Source organism: Paenibacillus jamilae, from assembly GCF_050482105.1.
Classification (GTDB): Bacteria; Bacillota; Bacilli; order Paenibacillales; family Paenibacillaceae; genus Paenibacillus; species Paenibacillus jamilae_B.
Genome location: NZ_JBCNHI010000016.1, coordinates 133,514 through 150,949 on the forward strand (window position 1 = coordinate 133,514; position 17,436 = coordinate 150,949).

Genomic DNA, 17,436 nt, shown 5'->3' on the forward strand with positions numbered 1-17,436 from the left:
CTATGTCCCCTTTGCCGCAGTAGCAATACTAAGAAACATAGCAACTCCCCGTTGATTCGATCCTACTGCTTGGATTGTAAGCGAGCTTACCTTACCCATTGGAACACTCCCTCATTTTTCTATAGAAAGCACAATCACAAAAAAATATTCAACTTTATCTTCTTGATCTATAAGACGGATAAAACAGTTACTCAAATCATTAATGAACTTAGGATTTCAAAAAGTACGTACTATTCATGGAAAAAAGGAATCCTCCCTGTTCACCCTTTCCTTGAACCATTTTTCAAAAAAAGACGCTAAAACCAGCTAACTTCTCAACTACACCTACTTTTTGCGTTAAATTCAAAAAAGCAAAAAAAAATTAACAGTATCCCAAACCACATTATTTCGCACTTATATTCATCATTACATTCCTTTATAAGATTTTTTTGACATTTAATACACCGCTATATATCACTCAAGTTACGTTTATTTTCACCCTTTTTATAACAACTAATTGTAAGTAATTGTTATTCCCACTCCTCAGATTCACAGGACGGAGTGAACCATTATAAAAAAACAAAAAAAGCTACCTTTAGCAGAAGGCAGCTTTTACGATTGATAACACACTCCATGAGCTGTCACTCGGCGGCTAGGAGTTGCTTGACTGCATCAGCAGAATTTACGGATACCAGTTGATCCATATAGCGAAATAGCTTCTCCTCTTCCCAGTCCCACCACTTGAGCTTAAGTAGTAGTGTGATCATTTCTTGGTCAAAACGGGGTCTAATTACTTTCGCCGGATTGCCGCCAACAATTGTATAAGGCTCCACATCTTTGACGACAGTAGAGTTTGATGCGATAATGGCACCGTCCCCTATTGTAATTCCTGGCATTATAGTTACGGACTGACCGAGCCAGACATCATTGCCGATGATTGTATCTCCTTTAAAAGGTAGTTGTTCCAGACTGGGGGTTACCTTTTCCCAACCGCCGCCAAAGATATTAAATGGGTAGGTCGTTAACCCGTCCATACGGTGATTGGCACCGTTCATGATAAAGGTGATTCCCTCTGCAATGGCGCAGAATTTTCCGATTTTCAGCTTATCTCCTAGAAACTCATAGTGGTGCTGAATATGGTCATAAAAAAGCTCTGCTGGACGGCTATTGTCGCTGTAATAAGTATAGTCACCAATCTCAACATTCGGTCGAGCTGGTAGATTCCGAATATAACAGACGCTGGTTACATCTTGAATGGGGTGGAGTTTGTTTTTGTCTGGGGCAAAGGACATTTGGGTTCCTCCTAATGGGTGAGCTTAAAAGTTTCATATGGTGCCACTACGCAGTTGGATGGTGCTTTCCACCGCCCCCGGATTTCTTGAATAAGTTATACTAGGGTAGAAATCCGGGGACAAAAGCAACCTTTTCGCTTGTACAGCACCATTCCATCTACTCCGCTTTCATGTATGTTCCAGTTCAACTTATATAGTAAGTTTGACCCACGCACTCATGTAGAGTGCGACAGAGGAAATTGGTCATATTAGACCTACTTCGTTATTATTTTAGCTTAAAATATTATCAATACATTCTAATTATAATGAAATATACCATATGCATCCACATTTCATTCACATTCGACAAGTATTCGACAAAATCTGAGGTACGAAGGACCCGGGGGTTTCATGGGAGCTTCACATTCGCACCAAAATAAAACACACCACACGCTGTTCAGAACCAAAAAAAAGATATTTTTGAATAAGACATACGGTTGTCATATTGAGAATGATACATATAGAGGGATAAGTATCACCAATATCATGTAAAGGAGCGATTAGATGTCTAGCTACGACTACGCTTCCAAATCAGAGTTAAAAGAAGCCATTCATACCGCCTACTTACGGTTTGATGGTGAGTTTCAGGACATCGACGAAAGCAACAAGGATACTCGAATAGACGAAGTAGATAAAACACCCGCCGAAATGATTGCCTACCAGCTCGGATGGCTTCATCTTGTCATGAGCTGGGACAAAGACGAACGGGAAGGCAAAACGGTCATCATGCCCGCCCCGAATTATAAGTGGAATAGACTAGGTGAACTATACCAATCATTCTACAAGGCCTACTCCCATCACTCTCTATATGAATTACGCCATATGTTCAGGCTGGCTGAGCAGACATGGCTCGATTGGGTGGACACACTCAGTCATGAAGAGCTGTTCACCCAGGGCGTTCACCAGTGGACAGGCAGCAATCCAAACTGGCCTATGGCGAGATGGATTCACATCAACTCTGTGGCACCATTCAAAACATTTAGAGCCAAGCTACGGAAATGGAAGAAATACAACGTGCAACAGTGATGAAAAAAAGTGCGCATTGTGCTACAATACTTGAGTTGTATTGGGATACATTTAGGGAAGGGTAAGTGAAACGCCATGCTAATTATTGGTATTGCCGGCGGTACAGGTTCCGGTAAATCGACGGTCGCACGCGCCGTCGTTGAGCGTCTGGGATCTAATAAAGTGACTTTCATATCTCAGGATAACTATTATAAAGACCATTCACATCTGAGTTATGACGAACGTGCTCTGGTCAACTATGATCATCCGTTTGCCTTTGACAACGACTTGCTGATTGCGCATCTGCAATGTCTGAAAAAAGGACAAGCGACTCAAGCGCCCGTGTATGACTTTACGGTTCATGCCCGCTCCACGGACGAGACGGTAGAGCTTCTGCCCAATCATATCGTTATGTTGGAAGGTCTGCACGTACTGTCAGACGAAAAACTCCGCAGCTTGCTTGATATTAAGGTATTTGTGGATACGGACCCTGATGTGCGCATTCTTCGTCGGGTTCTTCGTGATATTGAGGAACGCGGTCGCACCATCCATTCGATCCATGATCACTATTTGACGACGGTTAAGCCGATGCACGAGGCATTTATTGAGCCTTCCAAGAAATACGCCGACCTGATCCTGCCTGAGGGAGGACATAATGAGGTTGGAATTCAACTGCTGTCTATTTTGACTGAAAAGTATTTGGCAGGAGATCGGACCTGGGGTACTGTGTAAAATAATCCCGGTTGTCCAGGCTGTCGAGATTTCCTCGGCAGCCCTTTTTGTCTTTTATATGCCATTTGAACTAAATTATCTTTTGGAATCACCGTGTTGTTTATGTTAGCATGTAAAGATTAAAAGCTTTAGATTTTAGCTAAAGTTGGAAGCGTTATCAACTGTGTCCGGCAGATGATTAAGCCCTCGCCTTAATGGCGTCTTGATTGATTAGATATAATTATGGAGAGTGCTGCGATGAATGAGCTATGCAATATTTTGATTGTGGATGATGAGATATTGGTACGGCAAGGGATCAAACACCATTTGTCGTGGGAACAATACGGATTTCGAATTGTAGGTGAGGCCTCCAATGGGAAAGAAGCACTGGAGCTGATCGAAGCCTTGCGTCCTCATATTGTCATTACGGATATCGTAATGCCGATCATGGATGGCGAGGAGCTGACACGCATCGTTAGACAGAACTATCCAGATATCGAAGTGATTGTGCTCAGCAGCTACGGCGAGTTTAATTACGTGCGCTCCACCTTTCAGCAAGGTGTGGCTGACTATATTTTAAAGCCCAAGCTGGACACAGATGAGCTGCTTCAGGTGCTCCAGCGAACAGCCCGCAAAATTCCATCCATTCAGTATCAAGAGGATGCCGGGAATAACCAAATTACGATGGATCATGTGATCGAAAAATTGATTTCCGGCTATAGCATAGACTATGACGCTGAGCTGCTGAAGCAAGCATTCCCTTATGCCCGTTTTGCGCTCATAGGTATAGAACAGTCGGCACAACAGAACACGGTACGCTCTACCACTCCCTCTGCTTCAGACCTATTTTCCAAGCTTACAGATCGAGTAGCCTCTGTCTGTAAACACGTGGTTCTGAGACAATTGCCATCTGACGTCTATGCAGCTGTTTTTTTAGCCAATCTGGAGCTGCGGGAATTAGACTGTTGGATGACTGCAATTCGAGAAGTGGCTCAAGAGATGAAGCAGCTCGATCCACAAACAGGCTGGGCGGTCAGTCAGCTATTTGAGGATTTCAATCAGATTAGCGATGTCTATCAGGATGAGCTGCCCAAATTACTAAGCTACCGCTTTTATTTCCCAGAGACAGCGCTACTGATAGAAGATGAGCTCCCTCAGCCTGTTCAGGTGAATCGTTCATTTAATTTAAAACAGTTTACGGAAGAGATGAAGCGCGAGCATTTTGATACAGCTTTTCAGGATTTAAGATCCTATGTAGCGGCCATGTCCGGCAACTATACCTCTACCGCTTTTGAATTCAAATCGCTGCTTGGAAATATCGTGTTCAACATTACAATTTTGCTCGGGAATCAGGGGTATGATATGAAGGAGTTGGATGCGGCGAAATATTCCTATTTTAAAACAATTAATGATGCCCCTCATGTACATGAAGCCGTACGGTTGCTGGAGACTTTTTTGGAGGAAGCGAACCGACAGATCCTGGCTAAGACGCAGCAAGGAAGTAGTGCAAGCATGAAAAAACTGCTGGAGTATATTGAGGAACATCATGCGGAAACACTCAATTTGACGACCCTTGGGCAATATTTTCATTTTAACCCTTCTTATTTGTCCAGTTATTTTACGGCACACCATACAGAGGGTTTTAGCGAGTACCTGAACAAAATCCGGGTTGAAAAGGCTGCTGAGTTACTGCGATTGGGGACGCTGCCCATTTCAGATATTAGCAGCACAGTAGGCTATTCGGACCCGAGCTATTTTACTAAAGTGTTCAAAAAAGTGAAGGGATACTCGCCCAGTCAGTACCGCCGGGAACATCTCCATTAGAGAACAAGCGCTTATCTGCCAGCAGAAAAGAGATAACATATGAAAAGATATATCCATAAGATCAAATATCAAGGTTTATTCTTCAAAATCTTTATTGTTATGGTGGTCAGCATCACGGCGGTGTCGTTGCTGACCTCTTTGGTGACGATTCGAATGTCTGAACGACTATTCGCTGAAACATTCAGTATTACGAATGCCAAGGTGCTTAGCCAGATTCAATCCAGCTTTGAATCCTTCAATGACTCCATCGTGAATGCTGTAACCCATGCTTCGGAAAACGGAACGGTTAAAAACTATCTGACTGGCGGCCAATCCGACTCGATTAACTCAGCAAGGACTTATTTCGGTATGGCACAGCAAATGAAGCAAATTAAATCGAACGTTGATGCTTATGATGTCGGTGTGGCTGTAACAGGTCTGAACGGTCGGAGTTTTTACTCCGATTCCTCCTATTGGCCTGTAACTGCGGAGCAGCTTAAGAGCAGTGCTATTACCGCCCGAAGTGTAGCACGCCCGGCACAGCTTATGTATCAAATGGATACGGAGTTATTTCATCAACAATTGACTAGCACCATGCAAAAACCCATACCCTATATCATCGCTTCCAAACCATTTATGGAGCGAACCAGTGGCACCTTATACGGGATGATCTACATTGCCATTCGGGAGCCAGAATTTCGGCGCTTCTACAACAATTTCACGAGCAACGGTAACGACGTGCTTATTTTGGACAAATCAGGACTGATCGTATCGAGCAACCGCCAAGACTTGATCGGACAACGCTCCAGTGAACTGCTGGGCTATGCCACCAAAATCAATCAACAGGGACTGAACTATATTAATGCGGATGTGATGAATAAGGAAAGTATCGTCCTGTCCAACTATATTCCTGCATTTGATTTTTATCTGGTGAACATGATCGATAGACAAACCGCGGTTGGGCAAATTATTGACGTTAAATCTGTTGTGTGGATCTGCATCGCTATTGTATTGATTGCTTTGGTGATTGTATTTCTCATTTCTCGTCGCTTAATCCGTTCCTTGACTCGGTTGGTCAAGCAAATGTCGACTATACGTGAGAAAAACTTTGATAATTATATCCCGGTCACGGGCAGCTACGAGGTCAGACAACTAAGTCATGCTTACAACTACATGCTTGATGAACTCAATGATTATATTCATAAGCTTTTAGAAACGCAGAAAGGCCAACGAAATGCAGAGCTTGCTGCACTACAACGGCAGATCAATCCACATTTTCTGTACAATACATTGGCTTCAATTAAAATGCTAGTGCTCAAAGGAAACAAGGAAACCGCCGCCGAGACGATCAATGCACTCATTTCCCTGCTGCAAAATACAATCAGCAATGTGAGCGAAACGATCACCATCGATCAGGAAATGGCCAACATGCAAAATTATGTATTTATTAATCATGTGCGTTACGGGCAGCGGGTACAAGTGAATTATTTTGTATCACCCGATTGTCTGGAGTATCATGTGCCCAAATTGATCATTCAACCTTTTATCGAAAACTCTTTTTTCCATGCGTTTAATGAGAAAAATACAGGGCACATCTATATATTGGTGTCGAAAACAGAGGATACATTGATCTGTGAGGTGGTCGACGATGGAGATGGTATGGATTTGGACGGGCATACAGCGCAGGACGGACTGCCGAATCCCAAGAGCAAACGCCAACTATTTACAGGCATCGGCATTCAGAATGTACACAATCGTATTACCCTTTTGTATGGAGAAGAATATGGTGTGACCATCTCCAGCAAGAAGGGCGAGGGCACCAAAGTAAGAATGACACTGCCTCTGATCATAAAACCCGCTCCTCCTACCCCATAAATAATATAGGCTGAACTACACAAAGAAGGTGGAGCGAGAACAGAGTGGGCGGAATGGTGCTTACAAGCAACAGCGATGGGAAGCACCATTCGGCTGCGCAGTGGCGCTTCGTGAATATCTTTAGTCCCTCCTATAAAAAGTACCTAAACCTAAAGAAAACACAAATGTAAGCGGTACCTTTTTAGATAAATCATAATAATAAGACCAATCTGTATAAAGATATTCCTAACTGCCAGTAAAGCAAGAATGATAAACTAAATTCATAAACAAGGTAACCGCTTTCAAAAAAAGTTCTACATGGTTAGCAACATATAAAAAAAGAGTAGGGGTTGAACAAAATGAAAAAAATGTCTTTCCTTCTGCTGATTGCAAGCTTGATCTTGTTATCCGCATGCTCCAGCAATTCTGAGAAAGCAGCTACGACCACAGATTCAGGCAAGAAAGAAATTACGGTCTGGGCTTGGGACCCGAACTTTAACATCGCAGCCCTGAAGCTGGCAAAAGATCGTTATGTTGCCAAACATCCTGATGTAACCGTAAACATTGTTGAATATGCTCAAAACGATATCGTACAAAAAATGAATGCCGGCCTCAACTCCGGTTCTACCAAAGGATTGCCAAACGTGGTTCTGATTGAGGATTACCGGGCACAGAACTTCCTGCAAGCTTATCCCGATTCATTCCATGATATGACCAACACAATCAAAGCATCCGACTTCGCTGATTATAAAATCGGGCCGACCAGCTACAACGGCAAGCAATACGGAGTTCCTTTCGACTCTGGTGTTATGGGATTATATGTAAGGACGGATTATCTGGAACAAGCTGGCTACAAAGTGGCAGACTTGACCAATATTGATTGGGACAAATTCATTGAAATCGGTAAAGCTGTAAAACAAAAAACAGGCAAAGATATGCTGACTCAAGATCCGAATGACCTCGGTCTGATCCGTGGCATGATCCAAACAGCGGGTTCCTGGTACCTGAAAGAAGACGGTAAAACACCAAACCTGGCTGGTAATCCAGCTCTGAAAGAAGCGCTCTTGACGTACAAAGCCTTGTTTGACGCCAACATCGTTAAAATGAATGCCGACTGGAGTCAATTCTTGGCCGCATTCAACAGCGGTGCAGTTGCTTCTGTACCTACAGGTAACTGGATTACACCTTCGATTAAGGCAGAAGCTTCGCAATCCGGTAAATGGGCTGTTGTGCCTTTCCCTAAACTGAAAAATATACCTGAATCCGTGAATGCTTCCAGCCTTGGCGGCAGCTCCTGGTATGTTCTCAACTCGGACGGTCAAGATACCGCTGCTGATTTCCTGAAAGAAACATTCGGTTCAGATACAGAGCTGTATCAAGATATGCTGAGCAAAATCGGAATTGTCGGTTCATTGAACGCAGCTTCCAGCGGTAAAGCTTATGACGTGGAAGATGCTTACTTCGGTGGCGACAAAGTATACAAGAAGTTTGCTGATTGGACTAAACAAGTTCCAAAAGTCAATTACGGCCTGCACACTTATGCCATTGAGGACATCATGACTGTTGAAATTCAAAACTACCTGAACGGAAAAGATGTAGACGCAGTTCTGAAGGACGCTCAAGGACAAGCGGAAGCACAGCTTAAATAAGACAGTCCATCTAGCCAAGGCTAAACAATAAAACGATAAGCACTTAAAACCTTGGGCTTGCGAGTTCAAGGTTTTATTGCTGCATAGGGAGTTGACATGGTATGAAGACAGCCGCGCCCAAAATGACTACAACACGTCTCAAAGCAGGTATGACAGGATGGTTGTTCATATCCATCGCAGTGATTATGATTGCCGCTTTTTATTTCTATCCGATGATTCAGGCGCTAATCTTATCCTTTAAGACGGGTACTGGGTCTAATCTGAGCTTTAACGGCATTGATAACTATAAGCGTCTGTTCACTGACAAAATGTTCATTACCGCTGTGAAGAATACGTTTATCTACTTAATTTTCCAGGTACCTTTAATGGTCATTCTGGCGTTGTTTATTTCCGTATTGTTGAATGATAAAAACCTGAAATTCAAAGGCTTTTTCCGCACCGCCATCTTCCTGCCGTGTATCACATCCCTTGTAGCCTATTCGGTTGTTTTCAAGTATCTGTTCTCGGCTGACGGTTTGGTAAACTCCTTGTTGCTGAACTTGCACGTGATTGGCACGCCAATCCAATGGATTACAGATCCTTTCTGGGCCAAAGTAACGATTATTATCGCGATCACATGGCGCTGGACCGGGTACAACATGATCTTTTACCTGTCTGGTCTTCAGAACATTGACAGCTCTATCTACGAAGCAGCCCGTATTGACGGAGCTTCCCCGATCCGGCAGTTTTTCAGCATTACCGTTCCATTGCTTAAGCCAATTATCCTGTTTACCTCGATTACATCGACGATTGGTACACTCCAGCTCTTTGATGAAATCATGAATATTACCAAAGGTGGCCCAGGTAACGCTACATCTTCTATTTCGCAATATATTTATAATCTGTCCTTCAAGTATTCATCCGACTTTGGTTATGCGGCGACCGTATCTTATTCCATCGTCATTATGATCATTATCTTGTCGATCATCCAGTTTAAAGTGGCAGGTGAGAAAAAATGATGAAAACAAAAAGAGTATTTACGTACGCCTTTCTGATTCTTGTGTCATTCATTTCGATTTTTCCGTTCCTGTGGATGATATCCAGCTCCACAAACCTGTCAGTCGATGTGACCAAAGGCAAGCTTCTGCCAGGCTCCCATCTGATGGATAACATGCACAATCTGCTCGAACAAGTAGACATCGTTACAGCACTAAGCAATTCTGCAAAGGTTTCCATTTCAACGACGTTGCTGGCGATGCTCATTGCATCACTGGCTGGCTATGGCTTTGAAATTTACAGAAGTAAATCGAAAGACGTTGTCTTCAATATCCTGCTGATGTCAATGATGATTCCGTTTGCGGCAATCATGATCCCGCTTTACCGGATGTTCGGCAGCATTTCTAATGTCATACCGTGGATCGGCATTGATACGCTCTCTTCTGTCGTTATACCGACCGTAACTACGGCATTCCTGATCTTCTTTTTCCGTCAAAGCACCAAAATGTTTCCTAAGGATTTGCTGGAAGCTGGGCGTATGGATGGATTATCCGAGCTGGGTCTGTTCTTCCGGGTGTATATGCCTACGATGAAAACAACCTATGCCGCTGCCGCCATCATCACGTTCATGTCCAGCTGGAACAACTACCTCTGGCCACTGATTGTACTGCAAACACCAGAAAATCAAACCATCCCGCTGCTGATTTCGAACCTCGGCTCCAGCTATGCACCGGACTACGGCGTTATTATGATCGCCATTGTCCTGTCCACACTGCCGACTGCACTGGTATTCTTCCTGATGCAGAAGCACTTTGTCGCTGGCATGGTTGGCTCGGTCAAATAATAGATTGCTATGTACGGTCTTCATTTAAATTAAAAATAAGGAGTGTTCGCCTTGACCATTCATACCCCTAGTCTGGACTGGCTCACCGATGTGACCAAATTCGCGGTAAATCGCTTATCAGCCTATTCCGATCATAAGTATTACGCCACGCTTCAGGAAGCAGAGCACCAGGCCGATATGGCCTGGCGTCACAGCCTGAATGGGAGCTGGAAGTTCAACTATGCGACGAATCCAGCCACTCGCCCAGCAGAATTCTATGCCCCTGACTTTGGGTATGGCGGCTGGAGCGATATTCAGGTGCCGGGTCATATTCAGACGCAAGGCTTCGGTCAAATGCAATACGCCAATACGATGTATCCGTGGGACGGACATTCGGACGTTCGTCCACCCCATATTCCAGAAGACCACAATCCGGTCGGTAGCTATATCAAAAGCTTTGTTTTGCCTGAAAATATGGCTTCTGATGCGCAACCTGTGTTCATTTCTTTTCAAGGTGTCGAGTCGGCTTTCTATGTATGGCTGAATGGACAATTTGTCGGTTATAGCGAGGACAGCTTTACACCGTCTGATTTTGAACTGACCCCCTACCTGCAAGCTGGCGAAAACAAGCTGGCGGTCGAGGTATATCAAAGAAGTACGGGAGCTTGGCTGGAGGATCAGGATTTTTGGCGTTTTTCCGGGATTTTCAGAGACGTATATCTGTATACGATCCCTGCTATTCACGTACGCGACCTGCATGCCAAGGCAGACCTGGATGCTACCTACACGCAAGGCCTGCTGGAATTGAAACTGACTTTGGAACAACCAGCAACAGCCCATACAACTGTCGATGTGAAGGATGCCACCGGACATATCGTAGCTTCTTTGAAGGCTGACTTTACAGAGGGCACCGCTTCGCTGTCAGCAACTTTGGGGCAAGTAGAGCGTTGGAGCGCGGAAAAGCCTTATTTATATACGTTGCTCATTCAAATTTATGATGCCAATGGAACACTCGTCGAGGTGATCCCACAAAAGGTTGGTTTCCGCAAATTCGAGATGGTGAACAAGGTCATGCATCTGAATGGCAAGCGCATTGTGTTCAAGGGTGTGAACCGTCATGAATTTAACGCTCGTACCGGACGTGCAATTTCCCGTGAAGATATGCTGTGGGATATTCGGACACTCAAACAGAACAATATGAACGCTGTCCGTACCTCTCATTATCCGAATCAGACGCTGTGGTATGAGCTGTGCGATGAGTACGGGGTATATGTGATTGACGAAATGAACCTGGAAACACACGGTTCCTGGCAAAAACTCGGCGCGGTCGAGCCTTCGTGGAATATTCCAGCCAATCTGCCTGAATGGCAGGATATCGTTATGGATCGCGCTATTTCCATGCTGGAACGGGACAAAAACCATGCATCCATTCTGATCTGGTCCTGTGGAAATGAATCGTATGCAGGTGAAGTGCTGCGCAATGTCGCCAACTATTTCCGGTCCACCGATCCGAGCCGTCTCGTACACTACGAAGGCGTGTTTCACAATCGTACGTACGATGATACCAGCGATATGGAGAGCCGGATGTACGCCAAGCCCGCAGATATCGAGCAATACTTAAACGATAATCCACAAAAGCCGTATATTAGCTGCGAATACATGCATGCGATGGGCAATTCCGTGGGCGGCATGCACAAGTATACCGAGCTGGAGAGCAAATACGAGCTGTACCAGGGCGGTTTTATTTGGGACTATATCGATCAGGCCGTCATGAAAAAAGATCGCTACGGGCGCGAGTACCTCGCGATCGGCGGCGACTTTGACGACCGTCCAACAGACTATGGCTTCTGTACGGACGGAATTGTCTATGCGGACCGGAAGGTTTCACCGAAGATGCAGGAGGTCAAATTCCTGTACCAAAATTTGAAGCTCACCCCGGATCGCAGTGGCGTAACCATTCGCAACGAAAACCTGTTCGAGGGAACAGGGGACTATGAGCTGGTATACAGCCTGTTGCATGAAGGTCAGGAAATCGCACGAAATGTGATTCATGTGGATGTGGCGGCTCAGACTGAGGCCTATATTCCGTTGACATTCCCAAGCACAGACGGGAAGCCTGGGGAATATGTCATTCACACGGCGCTTGTATTGAAGGAAGCGGCACTTTGGGCTGAGGCTGGGCACGAAGTAGCCTTCGGACAGCATGTTTTCATTGTGGAAGATCCAAATCCACTGAAGGCTCCTACAGGTCGAGCTTTACGAGTGGTGCATGGCGATGTGAATATTGGCGTTCACGGCACAGATTTTACCATCATGTTCTCCAAAGGAGCAGGCAGCCTGACTTCACTTCGCTACGCTGGACGTGAGATGATCGCTACGCCTCCTGCCCCGTTGTTCTGGCGGGCGACCACAGACAATGATCGGGGAACCGCGCTCGGTTTTGAAGCTGGTGGCTGGTTCGCTGCAAGCCTGACGCGTAAATGTGTGGGCATCGAGGTCACGGAAGAGCAGGCAGACCGTGTAACCGTTACGTTCCGCTACACGCTGAGCATTCATGCCGACGTACAGGTAACGGTAGCCTACACCGTTTTGGCAGATGGCAGTCTGAACGTAAAATCTACCTATGAAGGTGTATCGGGACTGCCTAACCTACCGATCTTTGCCCTTTCGTTCAAAGTTCCGGCAGACTATCGCCACCTGGATTGGTATGCGATGGGACCGGAGGAGAATTACATCGACCGGGCCTTCGGTGCTAGACTCGGCGTATTCCGCAACGAAGCTGTGGATAACGTGTCCGGGTATGTCGTGCCACAGGAATCCGGCAATCGTACAGGCGTGCGCCGTGTCGACATTACTGACGATTCACGGCGGGGCATCCGCATTAGCGCACCTGCCACCGCACCAGTGGAATGCAATATTTCGCCGTATACAGCGTTCGAGCTGGAAAGTGCATACCATCTGTATGAGCTGCCGAGCGTGTATTACACCGTTGTCACTGTAGCTGGCAAGCAAATGGGCGTAGGCGGCGACGACAGCTGGGGCGCTCCAGTGCATGAGGAGTATCAAATTCCGGCCGATCAAAAGCTGGAATTCGAGTTTACCGTGCAGCGGGTATAAATAAACTCCCTGTATGGACAATGTATATGTAGCAAAAGCCCTTCCGCTGCTTCCCTCATGGAAAGCCGGAAGGGCTTTTATATTTACGTATCTGTAGAATAGGCGGCGAACGCCTAATATATCTGCTCCTTATATAGTTCAAATAGCTCTCGATCAGTCATATGTGTGCACCCCCCTTGTTGTGGTCTCATCTATAAGACTAATAACAGAGCACAATCGTTCATTTACATCTAAAAAAGGCAGTCCTATATAGGACCACCTTTGATTAATCGTTCAATTCTCAACGGTCAGGAAAAACAAACCTACTGTGCCATATAGCCTTCGTCATAAACATGAGTCTGTCGCCCTGGCTAGCTCGTAGCCAGATTAACATACGTTCGCGTGAAATCAAGGTTTTGCAAGTCCCTTTGATCTATAAAAAACTCCAAATACCCTGCGTCCCACCAGCACATACCGACCTCATTCAAGGATGATACCGAGAGCAGAACATGCCAATTTGCTGAAGCTTGATCGTGCTTTTCCCGGTTGGCCTGGTATTCTTGCAGCTGAGGCAGCACTTTGGATCGTAACTGCTCCGCATACTCCGTACTTCCCCTATACATAGCTTGCTCGGCTTCCTGATGGATCTGACTCTCGCTCTTATGCCAGTTAAACAGAAGACCCTCTAATCCGTTTCGGCACAGATAAGCATCCCGACGAGTATTCCCGGCAAAAGACTGATGCTGTCCCCACACCGTGTCGCTATGTTCATATAGAAGCTCATAAAGCTCTTCGTACTGATCTACAAGAATATCTCCTAGTTCACCCTCCGAGGGTAGTGTCAGGATCGGATGAAAGGAAATTGCATACGCGGTGAAATCCCTGTTCTCGGCACATACTTCAACCTTCCCATTCGGCGGCAAGGTTTTCTGCAAAGCGTTGCTATCGCCGTTATAGTAAAAGATTTTATGCTCAATATCATAAGCTGGCTCATCCAGCCCAAGAAAAAAGTATAGTATGCCCTGATGAGGCAATCCCTCAAATGGTGAAAAAGGCAACTCACTTAGATTGATCTGAGCAATAAACGTATAATATTCTCCGTCTGAATTACACGGCCACTCGATCGAAGGCGGCAGATCTGGATAGCCGGCGATCCGACTATTTCCAGCATGTTCATAGTTTTCCTCATGCTCTAGATGAAATTGTATCGTAGCTTCGGCTTCCTGATAGAGCTCTTCTTTTAATTCATCATCAAGTGAATGCTCTTCGAGTATTCGAGTCAGTTCTTCCTTTAATGGTGATTTCAGCATCTCACTCGCCCCTTTTTAACGAAATAATATAGATATATTCCCCATACAAGTCTTACATAAGATTATCAAATTACAGTCTGACAAGCTATTTCTCTAGCAGATATAAGCTGAAAAATTATATGTTTATATATTATAAAACTATGTATGAATTGTTATAACGGTTAAATAGTATAATAAGGAGGATAAAGAGATAGGTAAGGTGATTGGAATGGAACGTAAAATTACTAAATTCGGAGACAGCTTAGGGATAACCATGACAGAAGCCATTAAGCAACTCGGACTGGGCCAAGGAGATACAGTTCAGGTTAAAGTAGATCCCCAGAGTGGACAAATCATTATACAAAAATCGAACAAAATAACTCTGCCCTCAGGACTAAGTGATGATTTTCTTGAAAATCTTTCTCAAGTAATGGATGCATATGACGAAACTCTTAAAGGACTTAAGGATAGATGAGCAGCATTCGTTTCTTAACCATTCAAGAAGTTATAGCTATTAATGTCGCTATGATTGAAAGATATAGTAAAGGCGAACAAATCGGCGTCAAAGATACCAGTCTACTTGAGTCTGCGGTTCTACGTCCTCAATCATCAGCTTTTAGTGAAGATGCGTACCCCACAATATTCAGCAAAGCCGCTGCATTATTCGAATTCCTAGGACAAAACCATCCTTTTCATAATGCAAACAAGCGGACAGCTTTTACTGCATTACTCATTTTTTTGCGCTATAATGACTTTCAATTTAAAATGGATCAGAAAGCAGCCGGAGACTTTACTGTAGATATGGTTAATCATAAATTTTCGTTGGATCAGCTAGCTTTATTAATCAAGCTTCACTCTTCCAAACTACATGGATGAACCAAAAAAAGAGATCACGCATGATCTCTTTTTTACCTTAATACAAATCATTACTCTTGACTGCGAGCACCTGACGGGCGATTAGCATAAAGGCATCAAAGGAATGGCAATGCTTTAATCGTTCAAGCGTTTCCTCCTGCCGGATCAGTTCTACAAACAAATCATAAATTCCCATGGCCTGCTCATAGTCCTCTTTGCAGATTGAAAGCAGGAATACCACGTGAACCTCATGGTTAGCGTCCCATTGGATCGGATTTTCCAGCAAGCACACACTTACGACTGTTCGGTTAGAACTTAGCTCCAGAGGATGGGGAATGGCCATCCCTCGATCGAGTGCAGTAGAACCCAGCTTCTCTCTTTCTATGACGGCTGGCAAAAACTTGTCGGTGACCACTCCTTTTTGCTTTAAAATACCGCTCATTTCCTCAATCAGGGTATCTTTGCTCGGTTGATCGGACCGGGTCATAAACCATTCCTTGTCAAAATACCGCAGCAATGATGTCTCCTGTTCCTCATCGCTGGCACGTATCATCCGTGTCATGGTCTCCATATCACGTTCCGAGGGAATCGGACTGATCACCGCCGAAGGCTTATCCTTACGTTGCTGCAAATGAATGGTCGAAACGACCAGGTCCTCATCGACGGTGGACATTTCCTCGTATTCCCGAAGTGAAACCACACGGGATACATCCAGCTCAGCAAACAGCGAACGCAGCCTGGATTCCAGAATACGGGCGGTTCCGTAGCCGGAGCCGCACACCAGCAACACGGTTTTGCGACGCCGGTGAGGAATATGGTATTTGCGTTCCAGTGCAGCTCCGATATGAAGTGCCAAATAACCGATCTCGTTATCGTTGATGTCGTATGGAAACGATTTTTGCAGTTCTTTTACTGCACCCACTGTGATTTCATAGGCAAGCGGATAATACTTGCGAATATGTCCAAGCAGCGGGTTACGCATGTTCATGCCATGCTCCAGCCGGATCAGCATTGGCTTCAAATGTACAAATAAATCCCGGGACAGCCGTTCATCGTCACGCAAGTCATAGGTGAAGCGTTCATAGACAAACGTCAGCATCCCGCGCACTGCCAAGAAGAGACGGTCAGACTGGAGACGCTCCCACTCCGTTTCGGTCATCTTTTTGCTGACGATATGCAGCAGAACATAATCCAGTTCTCCTTCAGGGCAGATGATGCCAAATGCCTCTTCCATTTCCCTCATAATGGTGGTGGCCATTTCAATATCCCGCTGACTGCCCACCACCGCTTCAAAGCGTTCTAGTCCATGTCCTTCCTTCACCCGCAGCACCATAACCGCCAGATGAGTAATAAGGTCTTTCAGGGCCAAATCAGCCATTTTGGCACCACTGGACTGCAAATGCTTTAGAATAATTGTGCGGATCTGCGGTAGATTTAATCCTTGAAATAGCTGTTGTTGCTCTAAGGGCATACCGCTACGTTGTCCCTCTTCATCGCGGATGTCGGCATATTCAGCCAGACAGTAACGAATACTCTTTTCTTCCCCAACCACCTTCACACCATATCCTGGCTTGGTACGTAAGGTGAGGCTATAATCCTCCAGAATCTGACGGATGATTTTAGAATCATTATTCATCGTTGCCCGGCTAATATACAGCTCATCGGCGAGGTCTTCCATCTTCACGTATGCCCTCGCATTCAGCAGCTTGAACAGCTCATACCGTATGCGCTCTTCTGGAGCCTCTGGCAGGCACTGACCTACTTCTGTTTCTTCCTGACTTTCATCCGCGAATAAACCGTATCTCTCATGATCATCAACCCTGATCGTATAGCCGCTGCCCCTTTTGGATTCCAGATATGCTCCATATTCATTCAGCATACTGTCCAGCTTCTTGAGATCATCGCGGATTGTCCGTTCCGTGACCTCCAGCCGCTCAGCGAGCGCCTTGGTGGTCCAAGACCAGCCTTGATCATTTCCACTAATGAGCTGGTACAGCTTTTTCAAGCGTTTGTAGGGAAAAATCATGTAGATTCAAGACCTCCTTTCCGATAAACCTTACCTCCAC

Annotated in this window: 13 protein-coding genes; 10 read left to right on the forward strand and 3 right to left on the reverse strand. The window is 45.2% G+C overall.

The genetic code is table 11. The annotated features are described in order from the left end of the window. Window positions 1–620 precede the first annotated feature (620 nt). Window positions 621–1,271, reverse strand: coding sequence for a Vat family streptogramin A O-acetyltransferase (locus ABEW32_RS14345; RefSeq protein WP_430188668.1), 651 nt, complete (start codon window positions 1,269–1,271; stop codon window positions 621–623). 543 nt (window positions 1,272–1,814) lie between these two features. Between ABEW32_RS14345 and ABEW32_RS14350 the strand changes: the two genes are divergently transcribed. The 8 genes from ABEW32_RS14350 to lacZ all read left to right on the forward strand — a co-directional run bounded on the left by ABEW32_RS14350 (window position 1,815) and on the right by lacZ (window position 13,247). Continuing rightward, entirely contained in the window at window positions 1,815–2,336 is a 522-nt protein-coding gene (locus ABEW32_RS14350) for a ClbS/DfsB family four-helix bundle protein (RefSeq protein ID WP_430188669.1), read from the forward strand. 75 nt (window positions 2,337–2,411) lie between these two features. Further along, complete coding sequence (gene udk / locus ABEW32_RS14355; protein WP_430188670.1) at window positions 2,412–3,047, forward strand: uridine kinase; 636 nt, start codon at window positions 2,412–2,414, stop codon at window positions 3,045–3,047. A 237-nt stretch (window positions 3,048–3,284) separates the two neighbouring features. Continuing rightward, entirely contained in the window at window positions 3,285–4,850 is a 1,566-nt protein-coding gene (locus ABEW32_RS14360) for a response regulator transcription factor (RefSeq protein ID WP_430188672.1), read from the forward strand. A 39-nt stretch (window positions 4,851–4,889) separates the two neighbouring features. Continuing rightward, window positions 4,890–6,704 carry a cache domain-containing sensor histidine kinase gene (locus tag ABEW32_RS14365; RefSeq protein ID WP_430188673.1) on the forward strand — a complete coding sequence of 605 codons (1,815 nt, stop codon included), beginning with the start codon at window positions 4,890–4,892 and terminating at the stop codon, window positions 6,702–6,704. A 338-nt stretch (window positions 6,705–7,042) separates the two neighbouring features. Further along, window positions 7,043–8,332 (forward strand): ABC transporter substrate-binding protein, encoded by a 1,290-nt coding sequence (locus tag ABEW32_RS14370; protein ID WP_430188674.1) that lies wholly within the window; start codon window positions 7,043–7,045, stop codon window positions 8,330–8,332. 101 nt (window positions 8,333–8,433) lie between these two features. Further along, window positions 8,434–9,330 carry a carbohydrate ABC transporter permease gene (locus ABEW32_RS14375; RefSeq protein WP_016820161.1) on the forward strand — a complete coding sequence of 299 codons (897 nt, stop codon included), beginning with the start codon at window positions 8,434–8,436 and terminating at the stop codon, window positions 9,328–9,330. After that, a complete protein-coding gene (locus tag ABEW32_RS14380; RefSeq protein ID WP_113050849.1) occupies window positions 9,327–10,151 on the forward strand; it encodes a carbohydrate ABC transporter permease in 825 nt (274 codons plus the stop codon). The genes ABEW32_RS14375 and ABEW32_RS14380 overlap by 4 nt, the downstream gene beginning before the upstream one ends. 51 nt (window positions 10,152–10,202) lie before the next feature. Continuing rightward, window positions 10,203–13,247 carry a beta-galactosidase, LacZ type gene (gene lacZ / locus ABEW32_RS14385; protein ID WP_430188676.1) on the forward strand — a complete coding sequence of 1,015 codons (3,045 nt, stop codon included), beginning with the start codon at window positions 10,203–10,205 and terminating at the stop codon, window positions 13,245–13,247. 350 nt (window positions 13,248–13,597) lie between these two features. On the opposite strand, the gene ABEW32_RS14390 is transcribed toward lacZ, so the two are convergent. Then, window positions 13,598–14,536 (reverse strand): YwqG family protein, encoded by a 939-nt coding sequence (locus tag ABEW32_RS14390; protein ID WP_430188677.1) that lies wholly within the window; start codon window positions 14,534–14,536, stop codon window positions 13,598–13,600. Between the two features lie 208 nt (window positions 14,537–14,744). Here ABEW32_RS14390 and ABEW32_RS14395 point away from each other — a divergent pair, with 208 nt between their 5' ends. Further along, complete coding sequence (locus tag ABEW32_RS14395) at window positions 14,745–14,990, forward strand: AbrB/MazE/SpoVT family DNA-binding domain-containing protein (RefSeq protein WP_430188679.1); 246 nt, start codon at window positions 14,745–14,747, stop codon at window positions 14,988–14,990. Continuing rightward, on the forward strand, window positions 14,987–15,391 hold the full coding sequence (locus ABEW32_RS14400) for a type II toxin-antitoxin system death-on-curing family toxin (RefSeq protein WP_430188680.1): 405 nt from the start codon (window positions 14,987–14,989) through the stop codon (window positions 15,389–15,391). Before ABEW32_RS14395 ends, ABEW32_RS14400 begins: the two co-directional genes overlap by 4 nt. A 37-nt stretch (window positions 15,392–15,428) precedes the next feature. Here the strand turns inward: ABEW32_RS14400 and ABEW32_RS14405 are convergent, their stop codons facing one another. After that, window positions 15,429–17,396, reverse strand: coding sequence for a BglG family transcription antiterminator (locus ABEW32_RS14405; RefSeq protein ID WP_430188682.1), 1,968 nt, complete (start codon window positions 17,394–17,396; stop codon window positions 15,429–15,431). Window positions 17,397–17,436: the final 40 nt, after the last annotated feature.